15 protein-coding genes and 1 riboswitch are annotated in these 17,105 nt (G+C 74.9%); of the genes, 6 read left to right on the top strand and 9 right to left on the bottom strand.

Translation table 11 applies throughout. The features are described from left to right. Window positions 1-73: 73 nt before the first annotated feature. Window positions 74-922 carry an SDR family NAD(P)-dependent oxidoreductase gene (locus tag OG715_RS38655; RefSeq protein ID WP_266272560.1) on the bottom strand — a complete coding sequence of 283 codons (849 nt, stop codon included), beginning with the start codon at window positions 920-922 and terminating at the stop codon, window positions 74-76. Between the two features lie 96 nt (window positions 923-1,018). Between OG715_RS38655 and OG715_RS38650 the strand changes: the two genes are divergently transcribed. Both OG715_RS38650 and OG715_RS38645 read left to right on the top strand, forming a co-directional pair. Continuing rightward, window positions 1,019-1,483, top strand: a complete 465-nt coding sequence (locus OG715_RS38650; protein WP_266272561.1) for a MarR family winged helix-turn-helix transcriptional regulator — start codon at window positions 1,019-1,021, stop codon at window positions 1,481-1,483. A gap of 118 nt (window positions 1,484-1,601) precedes the next feature. Further along, on the top strand, window positions 1,602-3,404 hold the full coding sequence (locus OG715_RS38645; RefSeq protein WP_266272562.1) for a SpoIIE family protein phosphatase: 1,803 nt from the start codon (window positions 1,602-1,604) through the stop codon (window positions 3,402-3,404). A gap of 119 nt (window positions 3,405-3,523) precedes the next feature. Here OG715_RS38645 and OG715_RS38640 read toward each other — a convergent pair whose 3' ends face one another. The 3 genes from OG715_RS38640 to OG715_RS38630 form a co-directional block, all read right to left on the bottom strand. After that, window positions 3,524-4,717, bottom strand: a complete 1,194-nt coding sequence (locus OG715_RS38640; protein WP_266272563.1) for a trans-sulfuration enzyme family protein — start codon at window positions 4,715-4,717, stop codon at window positions 3,524-3,526. Between the two features lie 304 nt (window positions 4,718-5,021). Then, complete coding sequence (locus OG715_RS38635; protein ID WP_266272564.1) at window positions 5,022-5,873, bottom strand: MBL fold metallo-hydrolase; 852 nt, start codon at window positions 5,871-5,873, stop codon at window positions 5,022-5,024. A 44-nt stretch (window positions 5,874-5,917) separates the two neighbouring features. After that, window positions 5,918-6,505: an NADPH-dependent FMN reductase gene (locus OG715_RS38630; RefSeq protein ID WP_266272565.1), complete on the bottom strand. Its 588-nt coding sequence runs from the start codon at window positions 6,503-6,505 to the stop codon at window positions 5,918-5,920. A 167-nt stretch (window positions 6,506-6,672) separates the two neighbouring features. Between OG715_RS38630 and OG715_RS38625 the strand changes: the two genes are divergently transcribed. From OG715_RS38625 to OG715_RS38615, 3 genes are all read left to right on the top strand, one after another. Beyond that, complete coding sequence (locus tag OG715_RS38625; protein ID WP_266272566.1) at window positions 6,673-7,563, top strand: pirin family protein; 891 nt, start codon at window positions 6,673-6,675, stop codon at window positions 7,561-7,563. Continuing rightward, complete coding sequence (locus OG715_RS38620; RefSeq protein ID WP_266272567.1) at window positions 7,560-8,798, top strand: MFS transporter; 1,239 nt, start codon at window positions 7,560-7,562, stop codon at window positions 8,796-8,798. The genes OG715_RS38625 and OG715_RS38620 overlap by 4 nt, the downstream gene beginning before the upstream one ends. A 122-nt stretch (window positions 8,799-8,920) precedes the next feature. Continuing rightward, the gene (locus tag OG715_RS38615) at window positions 8,921-9,613 is read left to right on the top strand and encodes a TetR/AcrR family transcriptional regulator (protein WP_266272568.1); all 693 of its coding nucleotides are present in this window, start codon (window positions 8,921-8,923) and stop codon (window positions 9,611-9,613) included. A 125-nt stretch (window positions 9,614-9,738) separates the two neighbouring features. Here the strand turns inward: OG715_RS38615 and lepB are convergent, their stop codons facing one another. The 4 genes from lepB to OG715_RS38595 all read right to left on the bottom strand — a co-directional run bounded on the left by lepB (window position 9,739) and on the right by OG715_RS38595 (window position 15,125). Then, window positions 9,739-10,809 carry a signal peptidase I gene (gene lepB, locus OG715_RS38610; RefSeq protein ID WP_266272570.1) on the bottom strand — a complete coding sequence of 357 codons (1,071 nt, stop codon included), beginning with the start codon at window positions 10,807-10,809 and terminating at the stop codon, window positions 9,739-9,741. Window positions 10,810-10,960: 151 nt separating this feature from the next. Beyond that, window positions 10,961-12,046 (bottom strand): helix-turn-helix transcriptional regulator, encoded by a 1,086-nt coding sequence (locus OG715_RS38605; RefSeq protein ID WP_266272571.1) that lies wholly within the window; start codon window positions 12,044-12,046, stop codon window positions 10,961-10,963. 216 nt (window positions 12,047-12,262) lie between these two features. After that, window positions 12,263-13,435, bottom strand: coding sequence for a magnesium and cobalt transport protein CorA (locus tag OG715_RS38600; RefSeq protein ID WP_266272572.1), 1,173 nt, complete (start codon window positions 13,433-13,435; stop codon window positions 12,263-12,265). A 358-nt stretch (window positions 13,436-13,793) separates the two neighbouring features. Beyond that, window positions 13,794-13,980: riboswitch (M-box (ykoK) riboswitch) on the bottom strand. 194 nt (window positions 13,981-14,174) lie between these two features. Beyond that, window positions 14,175-15,125, bottom strand: a complete 951-nt coding sequence (locus tag OG715_RS38595) for an ATP-grasp domain-containing protein (RefSeq protein ID WP_266272573.1) — start codon at window positions 15,123-15,125, stop codon at window positions 14,175-14,177. 347 nt (window positions 15,126-15,472) lie between these two features. On the opposite strand from OG715_RS38595, the gene OG715_RS38590 reads away from it, so the two are divergent. Next, window positions 15,473-16,210 carry a dienelactone hydrolase family protein gene (locus OG715_RS38590; protein WP_266272574.1) on the top strand — a complete coding sequence of 246 codons (738 nt, stop codon included), beginning with the start codon at window positions 15,473-15,475 and terminating at the stop codon, window positions 16,208-16,210. Window positions 16,211-16,299: 89 nt separating this feature from the next. On the opposite strand, the gene OG715_RS38585 is transcribed toward OG715_RS38590, so the two are convergent. Beyond that, on the bottom strand, window positions 16,300-17,058 hold the full coding sequence (locus OG715_RS38585; RefSeq protein WP_266272575.1) for a class I SAM-dependent methyltransferase: 759 nt from the start codon (window positions 17,056-17,058) through the stop codon (window positions 16,300-16,302). Between the last annotated feature and the right edge of the window lie 47 nt (window positions 17,059-17,105).

The raw sequence follows: 17,105 nt of genomic DNA, 5'->3' as shown, positions 1-17,105 counted from the left end.
GTGCGCGTCCCCGGCGGCGTCCCGTGACCGTCACCGCCGCCGGGGACCGGGGCCGCCCCGGCCGAGCCCGGGCTCAGGCCACCCAGCCGGCCGTGATGCCCTGGACGGCGGACCCGTCCAGGTCCGCGAGCTTGGCCGCGACGAAGGCGCGGGCCCGGTCCGAGGTCTGGACGCGGAACGGCGGCCGCTCGGCGGTGAGCGCGGCGACGATGCCCGCCGCGGCCCCCTCCGCGCTCTGCGCCTGGTCGAAGGCCGTCCGGGTGCGGGCCGCGTAGGCGTCCAGCGCGGGCGCGTACGGACCGGCGGCGGCCAGCAGGGCCGGCAGGTCGATGCCCTGGCTGGCGACGAACTCGCTGGCCACGGCGCCCGGTTCGACGACCGTGACGGTGACGCCGACGGTCGCGGCGACCGGGGCGAGCGACTCCATGAAGCCCTCGACGGCGAACTTGGCCGCGCAGTAGGCCTCGTTGAAGGGCTGGCCGACCACGCCGCCGACGCTGGTGACGGTGACGACCCGGCCGCCGCTCGCCCGCAGGTGCGGCAGCGCGGCCCGGGTCACGTCGACCACGCCGAAGAAGTTGACCTCCATCACCTCGCGGACGTGGGCGAGTCCGTCCTGCTCGACGGTGCCGACCCGGCCGGCGCCCGCGTTGTTGACCACGGCGTCGAGGCGGCCGTGCCGGGCGACGACGTCCGCCAGGCACCCGGCCACGGAGTCGGCGTCGGTGACGTCGAGCCGGGCGATCTCGATCCGGTCCGCGACGCCGGCCGCCTCGGCGGCCTTCGTCAGCGGGCCGGAGCGGCCGGTGTCGCGCATGGTGGCGACGACGCGCAGGCCCGCGCCGGCCGCGGCGACGGCGGCGGCCAGGCCGATGCCGCTGGAGGTGCCGGTGATGAGAACGATCCGGTCACTGGTGGTCACGGGGACTCCTTGGATCTGCAGACGTCATTTGTGTGCGTGCACACACACTATAGCAGGGATGCGTGCGCACACACGCAAAAAGGTAGGCTTCCCGGTATGTCGCAGCGCACCGACCTCACCCTGGGGGACCTCACCGCCCGCGACCACGCCTTCTACGGCCTGGTCTGGGCGGGCACGACCCTGAGCGCCCGGGTCGACCAGGCCCTCGCCCGGGCCCACGACCTGCCGCTCTCCTGGTTCGAGGTGATGCTCTGGCTGCGCGGCCAGAGCGAACCGGTCGCCGCCTCCGACCTCGGCGCCAAGACCCTGCTCAGCCGCAGCCAGGTCTCCCGGGTCGTCGACGCCCTGCAGGCCCGCGGCCTGGTCGAGCGCGCCCCCTCCCCCACCGACGCCCGCTCGGTGCGGATCGCGCTCACCGCGGAGGGCCGGCGGCTGTTCACCGAGGCCGACGCCACCCGCCGGGCGGCACTCGCCGAGGCCTTCGACGACCGCCTCGACGACGGCGACATCGCCGCGCTGGAGGCCGTCTGGGCCAAGCTCAAGCGACCCGCCGGGGCCTGAGCGGCCGGGCGCGGGCCGTCGCCCCGTCCCCCCGCGACCCGATACCGGAATCCCGCCGACCGGTCAAGGATGCGCGACTCCCTGGGCGAGCCGCGCCGCAGGGCGTGATCATGGACCTATGCGGTTCCGGCACGAGGACGGAGGAGACGGCGGCACCCCCACGAACGCGGACACCACCGCGCTCACGGCGGCGGCCGCGGCGCTCTCCGGGAGCGGCCCGGGCACTACCGACAGCGACAACCCCGACCTCCTGCGTGAACTGCTCGACGCCCTGCCGACCGGCGTCGCCCTGCTCGACACCGAACTGCGCTGGTCGTACCTGAACGCCGCCTTCGCCACCGTCACCGGTCTGCACCCGACGGACCTGCTGGGCCGCCCGGCCCCGGACACCGCCTTCGCCGAGGCCGTCGGCACGCTGCGCAGGGTCCTGGACGACGGCCGCGACCGCGAGCACGTCACCGGCGGCCCGGACGGCCCGGGCACGCCCGTCCCGGTCGGCCTGCGGGTCCGCTACCGGCCGCTCACCACCGGCGGCCGCGTCATCGGCGTGATCGTGGCCGTCCTGGACGATCCCGATCCGGTCCAGGAGCTGCGCCGCGAACTCACCCGGGCGCGGACCAGGCTCGCCCTCCTGGAGGCCGCCGCCGAGCGGATCGGCACCACCCTCGACATCGACACCACCGGCGCCGAACTCGCCGCGTTCGCCGTGCCCCGGCTGGCCGAGCTCGCCACCGTCGACGTCCTGCCGCCGGACACCGCCGCCCGGCCCGGCGGGGCACCCGGCCTGCGGTTCCACCGGGCCGGACTCGCCGCCGCGGCCGCGCTGCGCCCGGACGTCGGAGCGCTGGCCCGCCCCGGCGAGTCGGTGCGCCACCGCGAGGGGTCGGTGGCGGCCCGCGCCCTGGCCTCCGGGGTCGCCGTGCTGCTCGCCCCGCAGGGCGCCGAGGAACTCGCCGCTGCGGCGCCCGATCCGCACACCGCCGCCGCCTTCCGCTCCGCCGGGGTCACCTCGCTGCTGGTGCTGCCGCTCACCGCGCGCGGTGAGATGGTCGGCCTGCTGACCCTGGCCCGCACCGCCGCCTCCCCCGGCTTCGGCCCGGACGATGCGGTGCTGGTCGGCGACCTCGCCGCCCGGGCCGCGTCCGGCATCGACAACGCCCGCCGCTACAGCCGCTCCCAGGGCATCGCGCTCGACCTCCAGCGCGCCCTGCTCAGCGAGCCGGGCAACCCGCACCAGAACCTCGAACTCGCCTCCCGCTACCTGCCGTCCGGCAGCAGCTCGGTGGTCGGCGGCGACTGGTACGAGACCGTCCGGCTGCCGTTCGGCCGGACCCTGCTGGTCATGGGCGACGTGATGGGCCACGGCGTCGAGGCCGCCGTCGACATGAGCAACTACCGCTCCACCCTGCGCGACGTCGCGGGCATGGACCTGCCGCCGCACCGGATCCTGCGCCAGCTGGACACCGTCATCGCCGCCAACGAGTCCGCCCGCCCCGCGACCTGCCTGCTCGCGCTCGCCGACCCCGGCCGGGGCCGGTGGACCTTCTCCTGCGCCGGGCACCTCCCGCCCGCCATGATCGCGCCCGGTCGGCCCACCGAACTGCTGCGGATCCCGACCGGCCCGCCGCTCGGCACCGGGGTCGGCGGCTACGAGCAGACCACCCGGACCCTGCTGCCGGGCGAGACCCTGCTGCTGTACACGGACGGGCTGGTGGAGCGGCGCGGCGAGGACATCGACGTCTCGCTGGCCCGGCTGGCCGCCCTGCGGCTGCCGGTCACCGGCCCGCTGGACGACCTGCTCGACGCCGCGCTGCACGCCCTCGGCCCGGCCTCGGGGCACCCGGCGGAGGATGACATCGCCGTCCTGGCGGCCCGGCCGAGGCTCCGGCCGCCGCCCCGGGCGCAGCAGGGCCGGGCGTAGCGGAGCCCGGGCGCAGCGGGGCCGGGCGCAGTGGGGCCGGGCTCAGCGGGGCCGGGCGCAGCGGGCGCGGGCTCGGCAGCCCCGGGCGGCCGGGTTCGGCGTCCGCCCGGGGCTCGGGCTCAGAGCTTGCCCAGGGCCTGTTCCAGATCGGCCCAGAGGTCCTCGGGGTGCTCGATGCCGACGGCGAGCCGAACGGTGCCGGGGCCGATCCCGGCCGCCGCCAACTCCTCGTCCGAGAGCTGGCGGTGCGAGGTGCTGGCCGGGTGCATGACGAGGGTGTGGACCCCGCCGAGCGAGGGCGCGAGCGAGGCGAGGCGGAGCGCGCCGACGAAGGCACCCGCGGCCTCGCGCCCGCCGGCCAGGTCGACGGCGAACACCCCGCCCTGGCCCTCCGGCAGCAGTCGGCGGGCCAGCTCGTGGTCCGGGTGGCCCGGCAGACCCGGGTGGTGCACGGTGGTGACCGCCGGGTGGGCGGCGAGCCGTCCGGCCAGGTCGAGCGCGGACTCGCAGTGCCGACGCATCCGCAGGCCCAGGGTCTGCATCCCGCGCAGGGTAAGCCAGGCGGCGAACGGGTCCAGGGAGGCACCGAGTTCGACGCCGTGCTCCCAGACCCGGTGGTGCAGGTCGGCGTCGGCGAAAACGGCGACCCCGGCCAGCACGTCGGAGTGGCCGCCCAGGTACTTGGTGGCCGAGTGGACCACGACGTCCGCCCCGTGCTCGATCGGGCGGCAGAGCAGCGGGGTGGTGAAGGTGTTGTCCACCACGCTCAGCACCCCCGCCTCCCGGGCGACGCCGATCAGGGCCGGCAGGTCGGTGACCCGCGCGGTCGGGTTGGAGACCGTCTCCAGGTACAGCAGCCGGGTGGTGGGCCGCAGGGCGGCTCGGACCTCCTCCGGGTCGTCGCCCCGGACGTGGGTGACCTCCACGCCCCAGCGCGCGGCCAGATCGGCCAGGGCCGCGAAGGTGCCGCCGTACAGGCTCTCCTGGGCGATCACGTGGTCCCCGGAGCGGAGCAGCGCGAGCAGCACGGTGTTGATCGCGCCCATCCCGGAGGAGGCGGCCAGCGCACCGCTGCCGCCCTCCAGCCCGGCCACCGCGTGCTCCAGCGAACGGACCGTCGGATTGCCCAGCCGGTTGTAGAGGAAGGCCCGGTCGGGCCCGGCGAAGGCCTCCGCCAGCGCGTCGCCGTCGGGGAACGCGAAGACGTGGCCCTGATGGATCGGCACGCCCAGCGGCCGGCTTCCGGTCACCTCGGTCACGGGCGGGTGGACGATCCGGCTCTCGGGCCGCAGCCCGTCGTGGAAGTCGCTCATCCCCCCATCCTGACCGCGTCCGCCACCACCGGGCCAGGGCCAATCCCACCCGGGTGGCCCCGGATCCCCGGTCGCCGGGGTGCCCGCCGTCCGTCCGTCCCTCCGTACCCCTGTCACGGAGGGACGGACGGGTCCCTGGGCACCCGGCGACCGGGCGCCGCCCGGCCCTGGTCGGAGCCGGACGGCCCGATCAGGGGTCGGTGGCCCGACCGGAGCCGGCGGCCTGATCAGACCCGGCGGCCGGGGCGGTACCAGATCGGCGCGGCGACTCCCGGACCGGGCCCGGTGTGCGCGGCGGGGCCGCTCAGAGCGACTCGGCGACGCCCGGGGTCAGCAGGCGCAGCCGGCCGGTCAGGTCGGGGGCCGAGAAGGCCCCGGTGATGGCGGCCGGGTCCTCGCCGAGGTGCTCCCAGGACTCGTAGTGGACCGGGACCACGGTGCGGGCGCCCAGGAGCCGGGCGAGTTCGGCCCCCTCGCGGGCGCTCATCGAGAACGCCCGGTCGCCGGTGGACGGGAAGTGGGCGTCGCCCAGGTGCAGGAAGGCGGTGTCCACGGCGAAGCGTTCGGCGATGCCCGCCAGCGCGTCGTGGCGGACGGTGTCCCCGGAGAGGTAGAGGGTGCCGCCCTCGTACTCGACGACGAAGCCGGTGACCGGGCCGGTGGCCTCCTCGGTACCGGGCGGGCCGTGCCGGGCGGGCGTGGCCGTCACGGTGACGGTCGTGGCGCCGGCGGTGATGCGACGGCTCTCCCAGGTCGCCAGCCCCTCGGCCGCTCCCCCGAGCCGTTCGGCGGCCTCGGGTGTGGTGAGCACGGTGGTGGCGCGGGCCAGCACGGTCCGGCCGGTCGGGTCGAGGTTGTCGGCGTGCTGGTCGTGGGAGAGCAGGACCAGGTCGATCGGCGGCAGCTGGTCGGCGGCGAGCGCCGGGCCGGCCGTGCGGCGCAGCGGGCGGGCCGCCGGGTAGTCGGCCGGGCCGGGGTCGAGGGCCGGGTCGGTGAGGACGGTCAGGTCGCCGATCCGCAGCAGGACGGTGGCGGTGCCCAGGTGGGCCGCGGTGACGGTGACCGGGGCCGTGGGCGTCGGCGTGGGCGTCGGCGTGGTCGTGGTTGTGGTTGTGGTGGTGGTCGTGTTCTGTGCTGGTGCGCTGTGGTCGGACATCTCTCTGCTTCCCCCGTCGTACGTGCGGTGCTGCTGCCGGGGCGTCAGCCGCGGGCCGCGCGCTCCGCCTTGGCGTCGATCTTCTCCTGGAGCGCGGTCAGCAGGCCCTGGAGCAGGCCGATGGTGATCTCGTCGGTGAGGTTGCCCTCCTCGTCGAAGCGCTCGTGCGCCCGGAAGACGATGACCTCGGGCTTCACCACGACGTCGGTCTCGGTCCAGACGAAGACCTGGCGGAGCGCCAGCTGGGCGCGGACGGTGCCGAAGTTGGTCGGCGCGGCGCCGAGGATGGCGGCCGGCTTGCGGTGCAGCGGCAGGCCCTCGGTGCGGGTCCAGTCGGTGCTCAGCCAGTCGATGGCGTTCTTGAGCACGCCGGGGATGGAGTAGTTGAACTCGGGGGTGGCGATCAGCAGGCCGTCGGCCTCGGCGACCCGGCGGCGCAGGTCCTCGACGACGGCCGGGCGCAGCTCGGGGGTGTCGAGGTCCAGGTCGTACGGCGGGATCTCGCGCAGGCCCTCGTAGATCTCGATCTCCTGGCCGCCCGGGTTGAACTTCTGGGCGGCCTTCAGCAGCCGGGTGTTGTGCGAGTCGGCGCGCAGCGAACCGGAGATGGCGAAGATCTTGGACGCGGTCATGACGTACTCCTCGATGGGGATGTGACGGCCTGTGTGACACGAGTGTGACTGCCGGTGCGGTGGTGACTGCCGGGGTCGACACCGAGAAAACTAGACGGACCAGTTCATCCTGTCAACTGAACTGTTCAGTCTTGACACTGAACTGAATGGTGTAGTTCAGTCGACCCATGACCACGACACCCGTGCACACCGCCCCGGCGACCGTCCGCTCCGTCGCCCGCGTCGTCCCCCCGTTCCACACCTTCGAGGGCGCGGGCTTCCCCGTCCGCCGCCCCTTCCCCACCGCCGAGCTGCCCTTCCTCGACCCCTTCCTGATGGTCGACCAGGTCGGCCCGGTGGACCTCGCCCCCGGCGAGGCCAAGGGGGCTCCCCCGCACCCGCACCGGGGCTTCGAGACCATCCAGTACGTCATCGACGGCGACATCGCGAACGCCGACTCCCGGGGCCACCGGGCCGTGGTCCGCGGCGGCGGCGTCCAGTGGCTGACCGCCGGCTCGGGCATCGTGCACGAGGCCCTGCCCACCCCGGAGTTCCTCGCCGCCGGCGGCCGCCAGCACATGCTGCAGATCTGGGTGAACCTGCCCGCGCGGCTCAAGGGGGTGCCGCCGCGCAGTCAGAACGCCGAGGCCGCCGACCTGCCCGTGGTCCGCACCGCCGAGGGCGCCGAGCTGATCGTCCTCGCCGGGACCACCCACGGCGCGACCGCGCCCTTCGGGACCCACACCCCGCTCCTGGTGGTGCACGCCCGGCTCGCCGCCGGCGGCTCGGCGACGTTCACCGCTCCGGCCCACCACACCGCCGCGTTCCACACCCTGACCGGCCGGGCCGAGACCGCCGGCGTCCCGCTGCCCGACGGCCACCTCGCCGTCCTCGACCACGACGGCGAGGGCTTCACGGTCCGGGCCGTGGACGGGCCGGCCGAGGTCCTCGTCCTGGCCGGCGAGCCGATCGGCGAACCGGTCGCCCGTAGCGGGCCCTTCGTGATGAACACGGTGGCCGAGCTCCACCGCGCCCAGCAGGACTTCTCGCGCGGTCTGATGGGCCGGATGCCGGTATGAGCGCCTTCCCGGCCCGGCTCGCCGCCCGGCCCACCCCCGCCCTCGGTCCCGCCCCCACCGCATCCCGCCACCCCGCCGCCTCGCGCACCCCCGCCGCCCGCCACCGGGGTGCCACCACCGCGCCGGGCCGGCGGGCGCCGGGCACGACGGCTGCGGCGCTGCTGATCGCCGCCGCCGCGAGCGGGATCTCCGGGCCGAGCCTGGCCCTGCCCACCGCCGCCCACGCCCTGCGCGTCCCGACCGCCTCGGCGGCCTGGCTGATGACCGCCTACGGCCTCGGCCTGCTGGCCGGCACCCCGCTGCTCTCCGGCACCGCCGGGCGGCGCGGCCCCGCCGCCCTGGTCCGGGCCGGCGCGGCGCTGGTCGCCCTCGGCGCCGCGATCGTGCTGGCCTCGCCCTCCGCCCTGCTGCCGCTGGCGGCGGGGCGGGCGGTGGAGGCCGCCGGGGCGGCGGGGCTGACCGTCGCGGCGTTCCGGATCGCCGGCCGCGACCGCACCGGCCGCTCCACCGGCCTGGTCGCGATCGGCAACGCGGCCGGCGGCACGCTCGGCCTGTTCGTCGGCGCGGGCGCCGCGCAACTTCTCGGCTGGCGGGCCGCGCTGGTCATGCCGCTGCTCGCCCTCGCGGTGCTCCCCGCCGTGCTGCGCCCGGCCGGACCGGCCGGACGGGCAGCGCAGGCACTGCAGGCAGGAGAGGCAGGAGAGGCCGGAAGCCCTCGGCCGCGCTTGCGCGAGGCCCTGCCGCTGGGCCTGCTGCGGCGGCCCGGCTTCCGCCGCCCGGCGCTGCTCATGCTCGCGCTCGCCACCGTCAACTTCGCCCTGGTGTACGGCGCCCCGCGCCGGGTGACCGCGCTCACCGGCTGGGGCCCGCTGCCCACCGGCGCCGCAGTCGCGTCCGCGGCGCTCGCCGGCGCGCTGCTCTCCTGGCAACTGGTACGGCTCGCCCCGGCCCTGGGGACGGGACGGGTCCGGGTCCTGCTCGCGGCGGGTTCGACGGCGGCCGCCGCCGCGGCGGCCTTCGCACCGTGGCCCCCGGTCGTGCTGCTCGGCTCGGCGCTCAGCGCACTGGTCACGGCCCGCGGGCAGGGGGTGCTCACGGGTTCGGCGGTCGGCGGGCTCGCACCGGAGCGGCAGGGCGGCGCGATCGGCCTGTTCAATCTGGCCTTCCCGGCCGGCGTCGCCGCAGGTCCGGCGCTCGCGGGCTTTGCGGACCAAACGGTTCAGTTCCTATACTGAACGGTCCAATCACCCGGACCGGTCACTACCACCCCAATCGGTCGGTACCATCCCGTCGCAGTAGCCCACCCCCGCCAGGGAAGCCCCCTTCCCACCCCCGACGAAGGACGAAGGACGGACGCATGGGAGCCGAGCGCCAGGACGCCACCGACGAGTACGGGATGCCGATCATCCCGGCACCGGGCGACGCCGCGGCCCGCAAGCGCCAGGCGATCATCAACGCCGCCCTCGCGGAATTCCTCGCCGAGGGGTACTCGGCCGCCTCGATGGACGTCATCACCAACCGGTCCGGCGTCTCCAAGGCCACCATCTACAAGCACTTCGGCAGCAAGGAACGCCTGTTCCTGGCCGTCGTCAGCGGTGTGCTGCCCAAGACCTACGCCGACCTGACGCCGCCCGCCCGCGCCCTCGCCGACGCCCCGGACGTGCGCACCGCCCTCGTCCGGCACAGCACCGAGCTCGCCCGCATCCTGCTGCGCCCCGAGATCATGCTGCTGCGCCGCCTGGTGATCGGCGAGATCGACCGTTTCCCGCAGCTCGGCCAGCTCTGGTACCTGGTCACCTACGACATGAACAACGGCCCGCTGGTCGAGATGCTCACCGACCTCACCGCCAAGGGCGAGCTGCACGTGCCGGACCCGAAGCTGGCCGTCCAGCAGCTGGTGGCCTGTACCGTCGGCATCCCGCAGCTGGTGCACACCTTCGCGCCCGCCACTCCGGTGGACGACGACGAACTCGCCCGCACCATCGGGTCCGGCGTCGACCTCTTCCTCGCCCGCTACGGCCGTCCCCCCGGCTGGCACGGCCCGGCCTGACCGGCCCCCCGGCCGCCCCCACGGCCTCCCTCCCCCACAAAGCGGTCCGCCGCCGGCCCCGGCCCCGGGAGGACCGGGGCGGAGACGGCGGCGGAGTTGTTCGACGGGCACCGGACCCGGCACCCTCAGCGGTCGGCGTCCCCCGCCCGCTCCGTCCGCTCCACCCGCTCGGACTGCTCCGCCCTTCCCGCCCGGCGGCGCTGCCGCAGGACGAACGGAACGGCTGCGGCCACCAGGGCGGCCTCCGGCGCCGAAGGCTCGGCCGGACCCTCCCCGCCACGCCCACCGAGGCCGTCCGGAGCCCCCGCCGCGAGGCCCTTCTGGTCGAAGGTGTCCGGCACCGGCAGGGTGTCCCAGCGCGACAGCGGCCAGGCGACCACGAAGGCCCGGCCGATCACGTTCTTCACCGGGACGAACCCGCCGCCGGGCTCGTTGACGTGGAAGCGCGAGTCGCGCGAGTCGTTGCGGTGGTCCCCCATCACCCACAGATGGTCCTTGGGCACCGTCACCGTGCCCACCGGCGCGTCACCGCACGGCGTCGCGCCCGGGTACAGGTACGGCTCGTCCAGCGCCGCGCCGTTGACCTTGACCGGGCTGCCCTCCCGGCACTCGACGGTGTCGCCGCCGACCGCGATCACCCGCTTGATGAGGTCCTTCTCGTTGTCGGAGGGCAGCAGGCCGACCGTGCCGAGCGCCGTCCGGATCCCCTCGACGAACGCGTTGCCCTTCACCCGGGGAACCGAGTCCAGCCAGCCGCCCGGATCCTTGAAGACCACCACCTCACCGCGCTCCGGCTCGGCGCCGAACCACGGGGTGAACTTGTCGACCAGGACCCGGTCGTCCTTCTCCAGCGTGTGCTGCATCGAACCCGAGGGGATGGAGAAGGCCTGGACGAAGAAGGTCTTGATGCCCAGTGAGAGCAGCAGGGCGATGCCGATCAGGATCGGCAGTTCCTGCCAGAACGGCCGTTTCTTCTTCACCTTCCCGCGCTTGCCCCTGCCGTCCTCGTCCGCACCGCCGCCCGCACCGGCGTCGGGGGAGCTGTCCCCGCCGTCGTCCCTGCCGCCGTCCTTGCCGCCGTCCGCGCCTCCAGCGGCGGCACGGTCCCCGGTGGCCGTGGCCGTGGCCGCCACCTCCGGGGTCTCCCCGTCGCCCCGACCGCTGCCCGCCGAACCGGCGGTATCCTCCACGCTCATCCCTGGCCCCCTCCGGACGGCCCGGCGGGCCCCCGTGCGGGACCCCCCGTTGTCAGCTAACGATCGACGGTTCCCGCGACCGGGGAGGGCCGGCCCCCGACCACCCCCGCCCGCCACCGACCCGTCAGAACGTACACCCCGGGCCCCGCCGCTACGACACCCCACCGCCCAGCATGATCCGCGCGACCAGCTCCCGCCGGCTGGCCACACCGGCCTTGGCGAACACCGACTTCAGATGGTCCTGCACCGTGTACGGCTTCATCGCCAGCAGCCGCGACACGTCCCGGGTGTCGCACCCCCGCACCAGCAGCAGCGCCACCTCCTGCTCCCGCGCCGTCAGCCCGTACGCCGAGAGGTACAGCGGCATCGCGTCGGCGGGCGTCGCCGGTGCCGCCACCACCGTCACCAGGTCCTCGGCGCCGCCCTTCAACGCCGAACCGTGCAGCACGTACCAGCGGCCGTCGCCGTCCTGCACCCGGATCTTCGACTGCGGCACGGGCAGGCCGTGGGCCACCCGGCGGGCCTGCTCGGCGGCCATCGCGACCGCCGTCGGGACCCGCAGCGAAGTCCGGCTCGGGTCGGAGAGCCGGCCGAGCAGTTCCTCCGCCGGGCCGGAGATCGCGATCGGCCGGTTCCCCCGACCGAGCACCACCACCGCCGGCCCCGCGTCCGCCGCCCGGCCCGGCCCCACGTCGGCCGTCGGGACATGACAGGCCCTCAGCGCATTGCCGAGGTGCCGCGCGGCGAGGTCCGCGAGCTCCCGGTGCCGGGCCAGGAACGGCCCCCGGCCGGGCACCCGCATGAAGACCGCGCACCCCCACATCCCGCCGTGCGCGTCGAACACGGCCCGCAGTTCGTCGCCGAACCCCGCCGGCCGGATCTGCTCCCGGAACCGCACGCTCTCCATCAGCCGCCCCCGGGTCGCCCGGCTCAGCGTCTCCGCCCGCACCCCGCTGCGCCGGATCGCCGAGAACGTCGCCACATCGTCCGCCCACACCTCCAGGCGCACCGCGTTCTCGAACCCGTCCAGACTGAGGTCGTCGCTCAGCACCGAGTTCACCAGCCCGGTCGCCGGATCCGCCGAGTGCCAGCAGACCGCGTCGTACTCCAGGACACCCCGCAAAAGCTCGTCCGCTCTGCGGAACACCCGCTCGGCCCCCAACCCCGCTCCGGCCAGCTCCCGAAGCCCCTCGATCGCCTGCTGCGCCGCCACCCCACGTGCCCCACGTGATCCCATGTGCCGGAAGTTAACACGCACACCGACCACCCGCCCATGCCCCGCCAGACGGATCCGCCCTCCCCCTCCGGGCGGTCCCCGACCCCCCTCCCCTCATCCTCCGGTCGCGCTCCGACCCCGACAACCACCCCGACGACAACCCCGGCGCCGGACACCGCGGGGGCGGAGCCGGACACCCGGCGCCGCCCCCGTCGGAGGGTCCCGACCGCCCTGCCGCTACAGCCAGTTGCGGCGCTTGAAGATGAGGTAGAGGCTCGTGCAGACGAGGGCCATGAGGGCGATCGCGAACGGGTAGCCGTAGGCCCACTTGAGTTCGGGCATGTCGGTGAAGTTCATGCCGTAGACGGTGCCGATCAGGGTCGGGGCGAAGAGGATGGCGGCCCAGGAGGAGATCTTCTTGATCTCGTCGTTCTGGACGTGGCCGGCCTCGGCGAGTTGCTTCATCTCCTCGTTCTGGCGCTGGGAGACCAGGGTGGCGTTGACGGTGAGGATGTTCTGGAGCATCTGGCGGAAGCCGTCGACGCGCTCGGCCGCGTAGGTGGCGTGGTCGGCGACGTCGCGCAGGTAGCGGCGGAGTTCCTCGTCGGTGCCGTACTTCTCGAAGCCGGCCTCCAGGCTCTGCATGATCTCCAGCAGTGGCCGGGTGGCCCGCTGGAACTCGATGACCTCGCGGGAGAGTTCGTAGATGCGCCGGGAGACCTGCGGGTCGCCGCCGAAGACCTCGGTCTCGATCTCGTCGATGTCGTGCTGGAGGCCGGCGATGACCGGGGCGTAGCCGTCCACCACGGCGTCCAGGACGGCGTAGAGCACAGCCTCCGGGCCGAGGGCCAGGAGTTCGGGGTCGGCCTCCAGGCGGCGGCGGACCGCGGAGAGGTCGGGGGCCTGGGAGTGGCGGACGGTGAGGACGAAGTCGGGGCCGACGAAGAGGTGGATCTCGCCGAAGTCGACCTCCTCCACGTCGTCCAGGTAGCGGGCGGCGCGCAGCACCACGAAGAGGGTGTCGCCGTAGCGCTCCAGCTTGGGGCGCTGGTGGGCCACGATGGCGTCCTCGACGGCCAGTTCGTGCAGGTTGAACCGCTCGGCGGCCTCCAGCAGCTGGGCCTCGGCGGGGCGGTAGAGGCCGATCCAGGCCATGGTGCCGGGCTTGCCGGGCAGTTCGCGGTAGACGCCGGCGAGATCGGTGGCGGAGGCGAGTCGGCGGCCGTCGAAGTAGACGCCGGCGTCGACGACGGAGCGCTCCAGGCTCACGTGCTCGACCTGCTGGTCCGGGCGCGGGTCCATCGAGTGCTCGGGGGCGGGCTGGGCGGGCGTGGTGCCGCCGGCCGGGTTGGTGGGACGGGTGAAGGGGAGCTTGCTCGCACGCACTGCGCGCACACGCCAGTCGGACATGACGGGGTACCTCCGCGGTTCGGGGGCCACCGCACCGGACACAGCAGGTCGGGGGTGCGGGGCAGGCGGGGGGCGCCCGGTCGTCCTCCACCGCGCACGGCGCCCTGGCCGCGCGGCGCGCCGGGTCAGCGGCGGGCGGTACGACGGCGTGGGTCGGGAGCGGTACGGGAGGAGGGGCACCGGGTGCCGGAAGAAATGAGGGACGTCCTGGGGAGGGGCCTACTTCGACCCGGACTACTACTGCACTCCATCGCTCTCACCTCCTCGCCGTCGGGGCGCCCGCGCGGGGTCGCCGTAACCGGGCCATCAGGAGGGTCCACACCGGCGAGCGGGCGCGCACGGGCGCCGCAGCGTCGGGTGGGCACCCCTTGATCTCGTCAGAGCTTTGGCACGCCACGGCGTAGCACCCGGGATGGTCCCGAGGGGTGCAGCCACTTGGGGTCACCCCTTAGGCCGGGGAGACCTGTCCTGACCCTGGGCGTCTCTCGACGTCGTGGGGTCAGTGGCCTGTGTCCATGGCGACGCCTCACCGAACGAGGTGCCTTCACAACCTCTCCGAGTCTAGTACCCCCCGGAGGGGTGCTTCGACCAGGGGTGCGGCCACGACTCGGCGCGGAGCGCGCCCCGGTCGATGCGCGGGCCCCGCGGAGGGCTCGTGCGTGCGCCTCGCGCCCCGGGTGCACTCCGGCGCGTGCCGGGTCGACGAAGCGTCAATTCGCGCGCCGGAGAAGGGCCCCGGTCAGGCCGCCGGCCCGAGGTGGGCGGCCACGTACGGCAGGGCGACCGCCTCCAGTGCGCCGGGCGAGCCGAACGCCGGGTGGACGTTGACCTCGAAGACCGCCCCTCCGCTCTCCCCCGCGAGGTCGACCGCAGCGAACGGCAGCCCCACCGAGCGGGTGGCCGCGACCGCCAGCTCCGCCAGCCCGGCGGGCAGCGCGTCGACGGGCAGCGGGGTGAAGACGGCGCCCCGGGCGAGGTTGCACGGCTGGTCCGGGTCGTCCTGCACGTGTTCGACGGCGCGGAGCGCCCGGCCGGCGAGAACGGTCACCCGGTACTGGTGCCGCCGTCCGTCCGGGGCGAAGTTGCGGGCGTCGGCGGCGAGCAGCCAGGCGGTACCGGCCTCGGCGTAGCGCTCGGCCGCCTCGGCGAGCTGGGCGCGGGTGGTGACGTGGAAGACGTCCTCCCCGCTCATGCCGAGGGCCGGGCGGGCCCAGACGTCGCCGCCGAGCCGTTCGAACACCTCGGCGGCCTCGGCCCGGGTGGGCCGGTCGAGCGTGACCGTGGGCATCTGGCGGACGCCGTCCCGGGCGAAGCACTCGACGGTGAGCCGCTTGTCGGTGGCCGCCCGCCAGCCGTCGGCGGCGGTGCCGAGCGAGCGGACCCCGTTGTCGCGCAGCAGCCGCTGGAAGTCGGTGAGTTCGTGGCGGCGGTGCGGCGGTATCTCGTACAGGAGCACCGTCCGAGCGGTCAGCGCGAGACCTTCGGCGGGGACTTCGAGGGCAAGCCCGTCGCCGGTGCCCCGCACCCGTCCGCCGCCGGCGGGGCCGACCGCGCCGCCGGTCATGAAGTGCCGCGCGTCGAGCAGGAACGGTGCCTGCCCGGTCAGCCGCCGCACCGCGGTGGCCAGCGTTTCCCGACTGCCCTCGGTCGAGCCGTGGTCGGTCATCAGAACGAGCTCGCTACGCCCCATGGCCCCATGGAACATGTCACGGACATGTCCAGGCAAGGGATTCCCGGAACTTGCCCGGGGAAGGTGCCCCGGGAGGATTCGCGTGTACCCGAACGGTGCCGCGCGTTCACCGCTGCGCCATGTCGGCGCCCCGCACCTCCCGGCCGGGGGCCTCACCACCGCACCGCTCCGGGAAAACCGTTTGGCGGGCCGGGGCGGCCACTGCTAGATTCCCGGTGGCCGTGCGAGAGAACGAGGAGGTGGTACCCGTGAACGCAGTATCGACATGGGTGCTCCCCTCCGGAGTCATGGTCGGGCGATAGGTCGTCCGGGAGCGCCGTTCAAGAGCACTCCCGAAAGGCACGACCATGCGATTCACCTCCGAGCAGCGCCTCGACGACGGCGTCCTCGAACGCGGATTCATCCTCGACGGGATCCCCGGCATCCTCTGGACGCCCGCGTCCGTCTCCCCCTCCGCACCGGTGCCGCTGATCCTGCTCGGCCACCCCGGCGGACTGGAGCGGATGTACCCCCGGTTGCTGGACCGGGCCCGGCAGTCCGCGGCGGACGGCTTCGCCTCGGCCACCCTCGAACTCCCCGGCAGCGGCGACCGGCCCCGTTCCGCCGTCACCGAGCAGGCCCGTGCCGATCTGCGCCGGGCCATGGCGGCCGGCGAACCGGTCGGCCCCGAGATCGTGGACCGGCTCGTCCTCCCCCTCGTCGATCAGGCCGTCCCGGAGTGGCGGGCGGCCCTGGACGCTCTCCTCGCACTGCCGGGGATCGGCGGCCCGGTCGGGTACTCGGGCGGAGTGATCGCCATCGGCACCCGGCTGGCGCTCGTCGAGCCGCGCATCGCGGCCGCCGTCCTGTTCGCGGGCAGTTTCGTGCCCGCCGCCACGTTCGAGGAGGCCCGCCGGGTCACCGTTCCGCTGCACGTCCTGCTGCAGTGGGACGACGAGGGGAACGACCGGCAGGCGTCCCTGGACCTCTTCGACGCGTTCGGCTCCGCGGAGAAGACACTGAACGCCAATCTCGGCGGGCACACCGGAGTCCCCCGGTTCGCGGGGGACGCCGCGGCGCAGTTCTTCGGCCGGCACCTGAGGTGAGGCCGGGCCGTCGGGCCGAGCCGGCGGGCGCTGAGCGCGGCGCCCGCCGGCTCGGCCCGCGTACCTGAAGGCTTGCGGCCCTCAGGGCCTCAGGGCTTGCGGGCCTCGACCAGGAACCGGGCGGAGTGGGCGACGAACGGCCCCTCCGCCCGGATCCGGGCGTCCAGCTCGCGCAGCCGCTCCCGGTGGGCGTCGACGGTGAACCCCGGCACCATCCAGATCACCTTGCGCAGGAACCACACCACCGCGCCGATGTCCCGGAACTCGATCCGCAGCCGCTCCGAACGCAGGTCGACCACGTCGAGGCCGGCGGCCCGGGCGGCGTCCGCGTCGTCCTCCGGCCGCCGGGCCCGGCGCGCCTCCGGCTGCGGCCCGAGGAAGTACTCGACCAGCTCGAACACCGAGGCCGGCCCCACGTGCTGGGCCAGGTAGCTGCCGCCGGGGCGCAGCACCCGGGCGATCTCGGACCACCACACGGTCACCGGATGACGGCTGGTCACCAGGTCGAAGGAACCGTCGGCGAAGGGCAGCGGAGGCTCGTCCGGGTCGGCCACCACGGCCGCGCCGAGCGGGTGCAGCAGGGCCGCCGCCTTGGCCACGTTCGGCGGCCACGCCTCGGTGGCGACCATCGTCCGCGGGAAGCTCGCGGCTACGCCCGCCAGCACCTCGCCGCCCCCGGTCTGCACGTCCAGCGCCGCCGACGCGTGCGCCAGCCGCGCGCCGAGCAGCCGCTGGTAGCCCCAGGACGGGCGTTCCTCGCTCGCCCGGCCGTCCAGCCAGGAGAAGTCCCAGCCGTCGACCGCTTCCTCGGCCGCCTCGGCCACCAGCTCCTCGAACGTTCGCTCCATGCCGTTCATCCTCCTTCACCGGTCACCGGTCCGCCGCTGCGGAGCGC

Origin of the sequence: Kitasatospora purpeofusca (assembly GCF_036010405.1) — a bacterium.
Taxonomy (GTDB): domain Bacteria; phylum Actinomycetota; class Actinomycetes; order Streptomycetales; family Streptomycetaceae; genus Kitasatospora; species Kitasatospora purpeofusca.
Note: the sequence above shows the minus strand (reverse complement) of the source record. Positions and strands in the feature narration are given on the sequence as shown.

Bases quoted from the DNA above. Each gene is read 5' to 3' on its own strand.
- OG715_RS38645 (WP_266272562.1), top strand. From the start codon at position 1,602: ATGCGGTTCCGGCACGAGGACGGAGGAGACGGCGGCACCCCCACGAAC.
- OG715_RS38605 (WP_266272571.1), bottom strand. From the start codon at position 12,046: ATGGGATCACGTGGGGCACGTGGGGTGGCGGCGCAGCAGGCGATCGAG.
- OG715_RS38635 (WP_266272564.1), bottom strand. From the start codon at position 5,873: ATGTCCGACCACAGCGCACCAGCACAGAACACGACCACCACCACAACC.
- OG715_RS38630 (WP_266272565.1), bottom strand. From the start codon at position 6,505: ATGACCGCGTCCAAGATCTTCGCCATCTCCGGTTCGCTGCGCGCCGAC.
- OG715_RS38615 (WP_266272568.1), top strand. From the start codon at position 8,921: ATGGGAGCCGAGCGCCAGGACGCCACCGACGAGTACGGGATGCCGATC.
- OG715_RS38640 (WP_266272563.1), bottom strand. From the start codon at position 4,717: ATGAGCGACTTCCACGACGGGCTGCGGCCCGAGAGCCGGATCGTCCAC.
- OG715_RS38650 (WP_266272561.1), top strand. From the start codon at position 1,019: ATGTCGCAGCGCACCGACCTCACCCTGGGGGACCTCACCGCCCGCGAC.
- OG715_RS38590 (WP_266272574.1), top strand. From the start codon at position 15,473: ATGCGATTCACCTCCGAGCAGCGCCTCGACGACGGCGTCCTCGAACGC.
- OG715_RS38600 (WP_266272572.1), bottom strand. From the start codon at position 13,435: ATGTCCGACTGGCGTGTGCGCGCAGTGCGTGCGAGCAAGCTCCCCTTC.
- lepB (WP_266272570.1), bottom strand. From the start codon at position 10,809: ATGAGCGTGGAGGATACCGCCGGTTCGGCGGGCAGCGGTCGGGGCGAC.
- OG715_RS38625 (WP_266272566.1), top strand. From the start codon at position 6,673: ATGACCACGACACCCGTGCACACCGCCCCGGCGACCGTCCGCTCCGTC.
- OG715_RS38585 (WP_266272575.1), bottom strand. From the start codon at position 17,058: ATGGAGCGAACGTTCGAGGAGCTGGTGGCCGAGGCGGCCGAGGAAGCG.
- OG715_RS38595 (WP_266272573.1), bottom strand. From the start codon at position 15,125: ATGGGGCGTAGCGAGCTCGTTCTGATGACCGACCACGGCTCGACCGAG.
- OG715_RS38620 (WP_266272567.1), top strand. From the start codon at position 7,560: ATGAGCGCCTTCCCGGCCCGGCTCGCCGCCCGGCCCACCCCCGCCCTC.